Origin of the sequence: Leptothoe spongobia TAU-MAC 1115, from assembly GCF_018739885.1 — a bacterium.
Taxonomy (GTDB): Bacteria; Cyanobacteriota; Cyanobacteriia; order Phormidesmidales; family Phormidesmidaceae; genus Leptothoe; species Leptothoe spongobia.
This window is the reverse complement of record NZ_JADOES010000036.1, coordinates 43129-55194: the sequence shown is the minus strand read 5'-3', so window position 1 is coordinate 55194 and position 12066 is coordinate 43129. Positions and strand designations below refer to the sequence as shown.

Annotated in this window: 11 protein-coding genes and 1 tRNA gene; 7 read left to right on the top strand and 5 right to left on the bottom strand. The window is 47.2% G+C overall.

The annotated features are described in order from the left end of the window. Positions 1 to 72: 72 nt before the first annotated feature. Complete coding sequence (locus IXB50_RS16260) at positions 73 to 279, bottom strand: hypothetical protein (RefSeq protein ID WP_215610042.1); 207 nt, start codon at positions 277 to 279, stop codon at positions 73 to 75. 2 nt (positions 280 to 281) lie between these two features. Next, positions 282 to 722, bottom strand: a complete 441-nt coding sequence (locus IXB50_RS16255) for a nuclear transport factor 2 family protein (RefSeq protein ID WP_215610041.1) — start codon at positions 720 to 722, stop codon at positions 282 to 284. Between the two features lie 359 nt (positions 723 to 1081). Here IXB50_RS16255 and IXB50_RS16250 point away from each other — a divergent pair, with 359 nt between their 5' ends. Next, positions 1082 to 1675: a tetratricopeptide repeat protein gene (locus IXB50_RS16250; protein WP_215610040.1), complete on the top strand. Its 594-nt coding sequence runs from the start codon at positions 1082 to 1084 to the stop codon at positions 1673 to 1675. Between the two features lie 175 nt (positions 1676 to 1850). Here IXB50_RS16250 and argJ read toward each other — a convergent pair whose 3' ends face one another. The 3 genes from argJ to accC all read right to left on the bottom strand — a co-directional run bounded on the left by argJ (position 1851) and on the right by accC (position 5232). Continuing rightward, complete coding sequence (argJ, locus tag IXB50_RS16245) at positions 1851 to 3203, bottom strand: bifunctional ornithine acetyltransferase/N-acetylglutamate synthase (RefSeq protein WP_215610039.1); 1353 nt, start codon at positions 3201 to 3203, stop codon at positions 1851 to 1853. 101 nt (positions 3204 to 3304) lie between these two features. Beyond that, a complete protein-coding gene (locus IXB50_RS16240) occupies positions 3305 to 3838 on the bottom strand; it encodes a hypothetical protein (protein ID WP_215610038.1) in 534 nt (177 codons plus the stop codon). Between the two features lie 50 nt (positions 3839 to 3888). After that, complete coding sequence (gene accC, locus IXB50_RS16235; protein WP_215610037.1) at positions 3889 to 5232, bottom strand: acetyl-CoA carboxylase biotin carboxylase subunit; 1344 nt, start codon at positions 5230 to 5232, stop codon at positions 3889 to 3891. Between the two features lie 180 nt (positions 5233 to 5412). On the opposite strand from accC, the gene IXB50_RS16230 reads away from it, so the two are divergent. From IXB50_RS16230 to IXB50_RS16205, 6 genes are all read left to right on the top strand, one after another. Next, positions 5413 to 5494: transfer RNA gene (locus IXB50_RS16230), tRNA-Leu, on the top strand. 229 nt (positions 5495 to 5723) lie between these two features. Further along, positions 5724 to 6275, top strand: coding sequence for a chorismate lyase (locus IXB50_RS16225; protein ID WP_215610043.1), 552 nt, complete (start codon positions 5724 to 5726; stop codon positions 6273 to 6275). Between the two features lie 55 nt (positions 6276 to 6330). Next, on the top strand, positions 6331 to 7101 hold the full coding sequence (locus tag IXB50_RS16220) for an RNA methyltransferase (RefSeq protein WP_215610036.1): 771 nt from the start codon (positions 6331 to 6333) through the stop codon (positions 7099 to 7101). A 47-nt stretch (positions 7102 to 7148) separates the two neighbouring features. Then, complete coding sequence (locus IXB50_RS16215; RefSeq protein ID WP_215610035.1) at positions 7149 to 8477, top strand: serine hydrolase; 1329 nt, start codon at positions 7149 to 7151, stop codon at positions 8475 to 8477. A gap of 162 nt (positions 8478 to 8639) precedes the next feature. Next, a complete protein-coding gene (locus IXB50_RS16210; protein ID WP_215610034.1) occupies positions 8640 to 11336 on the top strand; it encodes a CapA family protein in 2697 nt (898 codons plus the stop codon). A gap of 468 nt (positions 11337 to 11804) precedes the next feature. Then, positions 11805 to 12050 carry a helix-turn-helix domain-containing protein gene (locus IXB50_RS16205; RefSeq protein WP_215610033.1) on the top strand — a complete coding sequence of 82 codons (246 nt, stop codon included), beginning with the start codon at positions 11805 to 11807 and terminating at the stop codon, positions 12048 to 12050. Positions 12051 to 12066 lie beyond the last annotated feature (16 nt).

The following is a 12066-nucleotide window of genomic DNA, read 5'->3' as shown; positions in this document are numbered from 1 at the left end:
TTTATTCTGGACCATGCAACAGAAGCTACCTTTGCCTGATACTATTGATGGACTTTTGTCAATGCGTAACTCCTATAGAATCTCTTGAATCGTATCTGGTTGGATTGCCCATACGGGATCACCTGGCAACCAACCAGGTGGGGACAGCAGGAGCAACCCCACATACATAGCAGTGGCGATCCACAATAACCAAAAAATCCAGTTTTTAGGCTGAGGGGGAACTGATGGCAAAGATGTAGATGGATCAATCGATGAGGGGGGTATAGATGAATCTTTCATAGCTACTCAGATATCTGACGGCCCAACCAATAACGCAGGAGTGGCGTAACCCAGCGGATGATAACAAATGCGATCTTACCTGGCTTGATAGTAGGCTCTACACAATCACGGGCATAGATGAGTTTGCCACTCTCAGGAGAAAAGCGATAGAAGCTCACACCGCGCCCATTGGGAAATGCCATACCACTAAGTTCTACGTGCCAGATGACACCTACGGCCCGATCGTCTCCGGTCACATCATCAATGACAAACTGCAAATCTTCAGGCACGGCCTGGCATGACTCTTCAAATAATCCCTGGACCGCCGCTCGGCCCATAAAGGTAGCAGAAAAGTTTAAATCCTCGTAGGTGCATTGTTCATCGACCAGGGCAATGGCCTGAGGAATATCCCGATGATTAATGGCTGTGTAGATTGCTTGGATTGTAGTAGCAGCTTGACTCATAAAGTTATGTTAACCCTTGTCCACCTTCAGAATAAGGGATTTGCCCTAGGGGAAATGACAAGTTTCAACTTGGATGGGGTGTCACTTTGTCCTCATTGCGCTATAACAACAACGTGAGTTGTTTATAAATGCACCACATGATAAGGATATTGACTATTCTTCGAAAATCTTCCTGATGCCTCACTGTGATTGTTGTCACAATCATCTGTGATTGTTGTCAAAATTCTCCTGCGTATTTGAAAACCCTATTGTATTTAGGGTTTAGATGCTTAGGAAGAACTTTAATCTTCTTGAAGCTATCCTGAAATCTTCTGAGGATTACTATCATTTTATAAAAGAGGTTAAGTGTTTTTGCCAGAATGGACTTAATCGTTTGTGATGAGTCTGTCCGAATGTTCCCGCCGTTTAATCAAAACTCCCATAGGCGACAATCTCGTCGTAAGTCCAGTGTGATAACTGATGTAGTGACATCTACTTCTGAAACCCCTGATCAGCTCGTAGATGCAGGATTAGCATTAGCGAAACAGCAGATACATAGGGAGGCCATTGGTTATTTTGATAGGGCCTTGGCTCTGAGTGCTAACCACCCTCGAGCTCTTAAAAATCGAGCTTTAACCTATGTGCATTTGGGGCAAACCCGAGAAGCTTTGGTAGATCTAGATCGATTGATTGATTTGGATCCTCAAAATCTCTGGGCCTATGCCAATCGAGCAATTATTTTTCGTGATCTGGGTCACTATGGTAATGCCGTTGGTGACTTTGGCCATTTGATCAAGCATGATCGACCCAAGCGTTGGCAGTGGCTGATTTCCCGTGGAACCACGCTGAAGCTCATGGGGCATTATGACGAGGCGTTGCAAGACTTTAATCTCTCTCTGAAGTTAAAGCCTAATAACAGCTGGGCTATCAGTGCCCGTGATGAAATGATGCTGCAATCGCGGCACTACTCTTAGTCAGTGGTCAATTTCATAGACCACTGACTAAGAGTAGCCGATAAGGGCTCAAAGCCTGGAAACAATCAGCTAGGTGGAAATTCTCTAAGATGTGAGCAAAATTTTCATAGTAAAGAGTCTGAAAATTTTGCTACAGCTGATGCAATATGACACAGAAGAGATTTTGAAGAGGAATTTATGTTGTGTATTCGGCGTTGATTTTGACATAATCGTAGCTGAGATCACATCCCCAAGCTTTACCAATTCCTACTCCACTGCCTACACTAATTTCAATTTGGACGGGATGGGCGAGGGCTTCAGTCGCGATCGTGTGACGCCCGCGAGCCTGTTCCTCAGTGGTTGTGATGTCGTTAGACTGAGCAGAATTTTGTAGAATTTGTTGGGCGAATGCTTGTGAGCTTAGGTCTGAGCATTGCTTGAGGTAGGTGTGGGCAGCAATGGGATCAAAATTGTGGGGTTGACCGTGGTCGAGTAAAACAAATTCTCCCAAGGAAATCGTTAATTGGGATTGATCAAGGGAGACACCGGCTCGACCTATGGCCCCTGCAATTCGTCCCCAATTCGGATCGCGACCAAAGATAGCTGACTTGACCAGGGAAGAACCGGCAACGGTGCGAGCAATTTTTCGAGCATCTTCATCGGTGGCAGCTCCAGCGACATTGACTTCGATCAGGCAAGTGGCTCCCTCTCCATCACGGGCAATGCTTTTGGCTAGGTAAATGCATAGCTCGGTCAACATTGCTTCTAGCTTGTCAGCATCGGGGCCTGGCGATGTGATGGCTGCTGTGCGTGATTGACCATTGGCTAGGGCAATCACGGTATCGTTAGTACTGGTATCGCCATCAACGGTGATTTGATTAAAGCTGCGGTCCACCGCGCGTGCCAACATACTTTGCCAGAGCCCCGGTGAGATGGCTGCATCGCAGGTAATAAAGGACAGCATGGTGGCCATATTTGGGTGAATCATGCCTGATCCTTTAGCAATGCCTCCGATACGCACAGGGCGTTCGTCGATGGTGGTTTCCAAGGCATAGGTTTTGGTTACCAGATCGGTGGTTACAATAGCCTTAGCTACAGCATCGTTTCCCTGTTCAGATAGTTGTGCTACAAGCGTGGGTACATGAGCCAAAAGGGGATTCATTTTAATCCGCTGACCAATGACTCCGGTGGAGGCGATCAGTACTTGATCGAGGTTAGTACCAATGCCCTTAGCAGTAGCCGTTGCCATGGTCACAGTATCGTCCCAGCCTTGCTGGCCAGTACATGCGTTGGCCTGACCTGAGTTACAAAGGATGGCTCGGGCGGAGGGTTGGTTTTCTAGCTGCTGTTGGCAAAAGTCGATACAGGCGGCACGTACCTGGGATTGGGTATAGACGGCGGCTGCGATCGCATCATTTTCTGACACAATCAGCGCCAAATCCGGCGCACCCGATGCCTTTAGCCCAGCACTGATTCCAGCGGCAGTAAATCCCTGGGGTGCAGTTACCCCACCTGTAATCACTTGCCATTGACTATCACCCTGTCCCATCGTCATGTCCTTGTCAAAGCTATTTGGTTACTTTATCGAGAGCTATCTGAGTGTATCCTCAATGCCTACTTTTCCCTATCAATACTTTAGAAGGAGATCTTTTAATCTGTTGATGGTGTTTCTGGCAACGACTCCTCGACCAATAAATCACCTAGCACATTGTCATAACTATCAATCGCAGTGTTAAGCTCTTGACCCTGTTTTTCCAACAATGCCAACATGGGGGTAAGACTTTTATCTGGCAAAAGACAAAAGTGATCAATCACAAACTTTAATGTGGTACCCAGCTGAATGTCTTCTCCCGCTAGCGGTGCCAAAGCCTGGGGTCTGATCTGAATCTGTTCTCCATTACGAGAACAGTCTCTCACCCACCAAGCAAGAAACTCTAATGTGAGCCAGCCCGCACGATCATAGGACAAAATCACATCTGTATTAGCCCAGGCTTCATGGGCCAATCCCCCTTGGGTACGACGTAGGAGCGCATGGGGGAGATCTCCCATTTTTCCTGGAAGTTGATAATTCTCCAGTGGTATTTTGTCCAATGGTTTTAAGCCTGTATTGACTTCCAGCACTCCTCGAAAACGATAGAGTGCTTGGTGGAAAGATTTCACCTGCTTTGGATAATCATCAGCCATAAAAATCTCTCTTCTAGATTAGAAGACCTATAGATTAGAAGACCTATGGTCTACCCCATCATTTGATTAACAAAGTTGGTGTAGACTTCTCCCTTGAGAAATTCAGGGCGCTCTAAGACCTGTTGATGAAACCCAATGGTGGTAGGCAAACCCGTGATTGCACATTCTCTCAGAGCTCGTTTCATTCTCTGAATGGCCGTATCGCGATTGGGGCCCCAAACAATCAGTTTTCCGATCAGAGAGTCATAGTAAGGAGGAATGTCGTAGTCTGTATACACATGAGAATCCATGCGTACTCCAAGACCACCGGGAGCTAGATAACCATTAATACGCCCAGGGTTCGGTCGAAAATTATGATCAGGATCCTCAGCATTAATACGACATTCAATAGAATGTCCTTTGAGGATAATATCGTCCTGGGTGAATGACAATCGTTCGCCCTGGGCAATCCGGATTTGCTCACCAATCAGGTCAATCCCTGTCACCATTTCTGTGACCGGATGCTCTACCTGGATCCGAGTATTCATTTCCATAAAGTAGAAATTACCTTGGCTATCGACCAGGAATTCTACGGTACCGGCTCCCACGTAGTTGATAGCCTTAGCAGCACGTACGGCAGCATCACCCATTTTTTCCCGTAGTGCTGGATCAAGGGCAGGACTGGGAGCTTCTTCCAAGAGCTTTTGGTGACGACGCTGAATTGAACAATCTCGCTCACCCAAATGAACGACATTGCCGTAACTATCGGCCAAAATCTGAAACTCGATGTGACGCGGATTTTCGACAAATTTTTCTAGGTAGATACCACCGTTACCAAAGGCTGCTTCAGCCTCACCCTGGGCCGACAGAAAAAGCTTGGTCATATCCCCCGCTTCTCGAACCAGGCGCATACCGCGTCCACCGCCGCCTGCTGTTGCCTTAACCATAACGGGGTAACCAATTTCTGCTGCCAAAGCACTGGCCTGTTCCGGTGTATCTAATAAGCCTTGGCTGCCAGGTACCGTCGGCACCTTGACTCGTTGCATGGTGGCTTTGGCTGTGGACTTATCCCCCATGGCCCGCATCGCGGCTGCCGATGGACCGATAAATACAATTTTGTGGTCAGCACAGATATCTACAAAGCGATCATTTTCAGCCAGAAAGCCATAGCCAGGATGAATGGCACTCGCTCCTGTTGTCATTGCAGCAGCAATAATATTAGGAACGTTTAGATAGCTACGACTGCTTGGGGCTTCACCAATACAGATGGCTTCGTCAGCGAGCTGTACATGGAGAGCGTGGCGATCAATGGTGGAATGAACCGCGACGGTTGCTATTCCCATTTCCTCACAGGTGCGCAAAATTCGCAGAGCAATTTCACCTCGGTTCGCAATCAAGATTTTCGAAAAGCGCATCGGCCAGCCACTACCCTAAGGAAACTTTTATCTATGTGCATCATATGACGGAAGCTGATCGTACCACGCAGGCTATTTTCCCTAGGATAGTTGAACGAAATTTGGCAGATAAAATCTCATCCTTCGAGGAGCTGTTTATGGTTTACTGTTATATGCTGTTAGGCAGCTCCTAGCATATCTGCGGATGTGGTGGAATTGGTAGACACGCACGCTTGAGGGGCGTGTGGCTTATGCCATGCGAGTTCGATTCTCGCCATCCGCATTAATTTATTCAAGCGTTCTAAGCCATATCAGCCTGTGTTGCCTATGTGCTGTTGATGGGCTATGACACTTAAAAGCTTTAATACCTTTGGGGACTGTTCAAGCAGCAAATATCAGCAGAGCTCAAGTCAAGCGTATATCATGAAAATACTCATGAATTTTTGTAAACAGCTTTGACTTCAGCGCTTGGACCGTCGGCTCCCCAAATCACCGGCTGGCATTCTCTAGATATGCTATGGCAAGGGGATGAAACAGTTGTCAAGAGGGGTCTCCCCCATGACCAACTATCGCCAGCATGGCAGATTTTGATGTTGGGGGATGGATCTCCCACACGTCATCTACAATTGCTAACGCGTGAGCCCACCGAGGTTGATGTCATCGAAATGTCCCTAGTTGGCATGGCAAATGATGGCGCTCCTGATGTCATCAGCTATGTGCCAGGGCCTCGACTCAGACGACAGGTATGGTTGCGAACGGCTTCTGGTCAGAGATTGGCCTATGCTACTTCTTGGTGGGAAGCCAGTCACGTCGATGAGTACCTAAAGAATCGCTCCTTGCCGATTTGGGCTAGCTTGGCTAATTTGCGCACCGAGCTTTATCGCGATATTCAAGGTGTTTATTATGGCTGGAATCCAGCATTAGAGACTGCATTTGGTCAGAAGGGGCCATTTTGGGGGCGTCATTATCTATTTTGGCATCATGGAAAACCCCTTACTCTGATCTATGAAGTGTTTTCACCGTATCTAATGCGCTATTTAGGTCCGATGCGTTCATCCTTGTAGGGGCGTTGCATGCAACGCCCCTACACCATGCAGAACTAGCAACTATTTAAATCACATGTCCCCTGGCACCTCCATAGCAGAATTACGTATTGTGCTAGTTGAACCCGCTGGTCCATTAAATGTTGGTTCGGTGGCGCGGGTTATGAAAAACTTTGGTCTATCTCAGCTTGTCTTGGTTAATCCCCAATGCGACCCCTATAGTGACGATGCGAAACAAATGGCTGTGCATGCTTACGAAATTATTGAAGCGTCTCAAATGGTTGACAGTCTGCCAAAGGCACTGGTGGGATGTCAGCGCGCCATTGCAACCACTGCCCGCAGCCGAGATTTGCAAACACCACTCGAATCACCGGAACTAGCTCTACCGTGGTTATTGGAGTCATCACCAACAGCCTTAATCTTTGGACCGGAGGATCGCGGTCTCAATAATGATGAAATGCTTCATGCCCAACGCTTTATTAAAATTGCCACCCGTCCCCCTTATGAGTCTCTAAACTTAGCTCAAGCAGTTGCCATTTGCTGCTACGAACTGTCCCGTGTGGGGCAGCGACCACAGCCTTTAGGGAATGGCCCAGCAAGCGTTACGACAGCTACGCTAGATCAGCTAGACGGGTATTATCATCACTTGGAGTCGATTTTGTTAAAAATCGGCTATCTTTATCCCCATACAGCTCCAAGTCGTATGCGAAAGTTTCGACAACTGGGACATCGAGCTGCCTTGTCTGCTCAAGATGTTGCCATGCTACGCGGTATCCTACGGCAAATAGACTGGGCTACTGGCGATCAGGAAGCTGACCAATCAGGGTCCGATTTAAAAGTCCCTTAGCTGTGCTTTCCAGCAGCGGGCAACCATAGCAATATGTGTTTACACTTATGACGGATTCACAGCAGCCTTATTCGAAATCACGCCGACAGCAACGCCGACAGAGGCGATCTAAATCCTCTCCCTTGGGGGGTGGTAAACCAAGGACAGATAGATCTAAACGATCACGTGCCGTAAAACTGCCTCAAAACTCGACACAATCTGATCCGGCGACTGGCATGTTTGGCAATATGGTCGATCCGTCTCGCCATATGCGTCGTACTCGTCGTGGTTCTCGCTCTACTTGGCCACCTCAGCCCAAGTCCTCTTTTTTCCCTCAGCTACCCAAACCTTTGGTCTATGGTATTCGCTTACTGATTATTGGACTAGGGGTAGCAGCTATTGCCGGTACAGTACTATCTGTGCTCACACCTGCTGATGAGCAGTTGATTAGGGGGACCGCTGCCGAAACTCAGTCGGCGGTAACGGCATCTGCCGATGTTGACGATACGGTGCTGGTTCGTACTCAGGAGCTAACGACGTTAAAAGCCAAACTAGTTGAGCTGCAGGATCTCATTCCTGAACTGACACCAACTATTTATGTGTTTGATCTAGATACAGGCAACTATGTAGATGTTGCTGGTAATGCTGCTATTCCGGCAGCGAGTACCATCAAGTTGCCGATCTTAGTGGCCTTTTTCAAGGCTGTGGATGATGGTCGGATCACTGTAGATCAAGCTATGGCGATACAGTCGGGCCAAATTGCTGAAGGCTCTGGTGATATGCAAATACAACCGCCAGGGACACGGTATACCGCCTTAGAAGTGGCTACTCAAATGATTATCAATAGTGATAATACAGCTACTAATATGATGATCGATCTATTGGGTGGCGCTCCAGCACTGAATCAGCAGTTTGTTGATTGGGGGCTCGGTGCTACGGTCATCAACAATCCACTACCCGACATAGAAGGAACCAATACAACGAGTGCGCAAGATCTAGTACGTATGTTTGCCCATCTACATAAAGGTGAGATTGTTAGCCTGCGTTCCCGTGACCGAATATTTAATATTTTACAGCGTACCTACAATAAGAAGCTGCTACCCGCTGGTGTGAGTGAAGCGACTGTTAGTTATAACAAAACTGGCAATATTGGTGAGTTGCTGGGAGATGTGGCACTAATGGATTTACCCAATGGGAAGCGGTATGCGATCGCAACCTTGGTGCAGCGTCCCGATAACGATGGCCGAGCCCGAGAACTTATTAGGCGAATTTCCCAGACGGTTTACCAGACGATGAATAATGCGGTGCCCGTGCTCAAGCCTGTTGCCCCCTCTACTGAAACGGCACCCTCCTCTATTCCCCAGTCCGATAGTGCCCCCCCAAGTTCCCAAGAATAAGAGCCAAATAACGCCTAAATATCCTTTGTAAGCCTAAGTATTCCAGAAAAAATAGTGTTAATACAGTTGACAAGATAGACGTCTTTGATACACTCTGTCAGACAAGTTCGGGGGTTTAGTAGTCCATCTACACTCTGATACCTGTCAGCGCTAGAGAAATTAATGGTCCACACCCCTGTCGATATCAACGAGGTAAAGCAGTTAGCTGCAACCGGGCACTTTCGCTCCATTGCTCTGTGGCTTAACTATCCATTGGTACCCCAATCTATTTATGCCCGTGTTCAAACTGACAAATTCCCTGGCTATTTACAGATTTTGCTTGAGTTTGAGCGCCCTCCAAAGCAAGATGCGCTCATTCGATTAGTTTGCAATCGCATTTGTAGACTGGAGTCTGGCGTTATTCGTGGTGTGTATGTAGTGGGACGCTTGGTTGGTACCGATCAGCCCCTATGGCAACAGCGAGTAAAGCTGAGGCAACAAAAAAGTTTTCCTCAAGAATCTCCAAAAACACCAGTAGAACAGCCAAAGCCTCCCGAAGCCGTTGCCACCTCTCCGGTTGAAATACTTACCGCGACCAACTATGGCGGTGAGACCTTAAAAGCAGTTCCATCTTACCTAATCCCTAAGGAGTCCCATCCTCAGGAGCGGCGACGGCGACCCAATCGGAGTAATACCCCCTCCCCCTTAGTGCACATCCGTCCCGCTGATATCGACAGTGACCAAACTGCTGCTCAACGACGAGAGATCCGTCGTCGGTTTGCTCCCAAGGAAATCATTGAGCAACAGTTTAAATATATGAGAGCTATCGTGGTGACTGGCTCGGCGGCAGCAGCCTTTATTTTGGGTTGTATGACTGAGACTGTGATGTCTCAAAGAGGTGAAGTTACTAAAAAGTCAGAGCCTACCCTGCCCACATTTAAAAACGATGGTTGGCGTCCCCTGAACAATGTTGAGGCTCAAGAGATTGCCTATCGGTCATCTATGCGTGGCTCATCAGTATCTGCGGCACTAGAACCAGTGGCCGTCATGTCCCATGAGCCCAACAGTGATCCGGAGAATCCCACAGTCACACTCATGTTTGGCGGAGAAGTTCCGGTGGGAGAGGTTCCGCTCCAAACACCTGAGGCAGTTGGGCAAGTGCTGGGTGATTTGGATATGTTTCGAAAAGCTGATGTAGCCATGGTAGGGCTGGGTAATTCTCTAGCAGCTGCGGATACATCTCTTCAGGAAAGCTACTTTGATCGATCTCGTCCTGAAGCAGTAGATGCTCTACGTCAGGGAGGTATTGACATTGTCGGGTTAACCGGAGTCCAGACAATGGATTATGGTCACCAAGGCCTTACCGAAACGTTAAAAACGCTAGATAGTGCTGGAATTTATCGCGTAGGAGCAGGCCGCGATCAGCAAGAGGCTCGCCGCCCCGAGGTGCTCGAAGTCAAAGGACAGCGAATTGCTTATTTGAGCTATGCCCCTGACAGCGATGATGCCGCAACCCTAGGTAAAGCAGGACTTAATATTCAAGAACGAGATAGCATCATTGAAGATATTGCTGCTCTACGTGAAGCCGTAGATTGGATCGTTGTTAATTATCGGTGGTATGGCGATCTAGATATTGAGCCCAACACACAGCAAGTCAATTTATCCAGATCGGCAATTGATGCTGGTGCTGACTTAGTTGTTGGCTATCATCCCGATCAGATACAGGGGGCTGAGCTATATAAATCGCGTCCCATTGTTTACTCCCTGGGAGATTTTGTCTTTCACGACACCCCCTTAGCTGATCACGACACAGCTGCCCTGCGGGTATCCCTACGGAATAAACAGATGAAGGTTGAGTTCCTGCCTATTCGCATTAAGGAAGCTCGACCTCGACCAGCTTCCGGAGAAACAGCCAAAACTATTCTTAAACAAATTCGTCAAGCGTCTGATGCTTTACCTTTTCCGTTACAATTTCCAACAATCTTAGAAGTTGCTCCTCAAAAGAGCCCTTTGCTCAAGCCAGATAAGCCTGTAGCTCCGATCAAAACTCTGGGTGAGTTAGAACCGGGAACGCCAGTTAGTCCGGTTGATACCAGTGGGGATATGACTCCTGAATTAGATATTTTCGAGCCAGAGCCTTTTGAATGGGGGACCTTTGAGTTAGAGAATGAAGATATTAATGACTTAAATGGTTCTGAAGCAGATGGCTTTAATGGTTTTGAGGCAGATGGCTTTGAGTCAAATGGCTTTGCACCTAACACCCCAGATGCTGATTTAGAAGGGGGTTATGACGTTATTGCTCCTCCAGTATATGAACCAATTGATAGCGTGCCTAAGCGCAATGAACTGCCGACTAACCCCCTAGATACTTTTAATACTCAGCCTGATGAGTATGAGGTTAATTTATCGGCCCCCGATGATCTAGATCAAGTTGCCGAGCCGATACAATCGACACCTCTGCCCAAGGTTGATACTGTCCCCCAGACATTGCCCGATGCAACATTTATTGATGATGGAGCTGATGATGGCATCGATGCTTCTGGTATTGACGACTTAGTACCTGAGCAACGTGATGATACCCTCATCCCCGCCGAGAAAACTTTGCCAGGGTATGATGTTTTGGAAAATTGGGGAGAGAAATCATCACCCCACAAAGAATTTAATCCTATTCAGGAGCATCTAGATAGCTTAGAACCCAATGGTTCAGCTCATTCTGATAGCCTTTTGCCAGCAGTTTCTGTAGATGCTGACAATGACAGTCATGCTGAAAAAAGCACGGCCACAGAAGCTATTTCTCCCCACCATGAGCCGTTAGTAGGGCCATTGAGTCAACATTTACCAGATTTTCTTCCTCAGGCTGATAATTCAGCACCATCCTAATGGCTATATAGCAAAGCACTCTAAGCCTGTTGGTCTATGTAAAATTCTGTAGAAAGCTGATATTTGGACATGGTGGTCTGATGTATCAGTTTTTTTCTATAGGTTTCACATATAAATGTCAATCCCCATTAAACCAATAGCTTTAAAGCCTTCAAAGACCTTCCTAGCATAGCTTCTAGGAGATTTAGATTACCCCATATATAGTACCTTTGAACTCAGTATTTTTATCTTTTTGGATACAAGGGGTTTACCACTTCGTAAAAGATTCAGGTATACTTTTACTTTCCGAATAAATCCCTGTAGAAGTCTTCAAAATACGGGTAAGCGCTTAGCTTTTTGCGATAAAAGACACATTCTTGAGCCGTTTTATACTGATAGTGTTTAGGGGCTCAGAAGAAAGAACGTAGGCAGGTCAATCAAAATATACCGGCCTTGGATTTTGTAATCTTTGTGAGATTTATAACCGCTATGGGAAGGGCAGGAAAAGCACTTAAACATGTACTAACTCAGTACGGAATTAGTCAGAATCGTTTGGCTGTAACAATGGGCGTGGCCCGTTCAACAGTCAATCAGTGGGTTAATGAGGTTAGCGATCCTCTGGCAGACTCTGTGCCAGAGATCATTATTGCTCTAGAAACATTAGAGCCATCCGCCGCTAGTATTTTTGTGAGCATGTACTTGGAGCGTGGCGCTGAGGCCGCCGCTGAGCGCTGATAAATACTATTTTTGA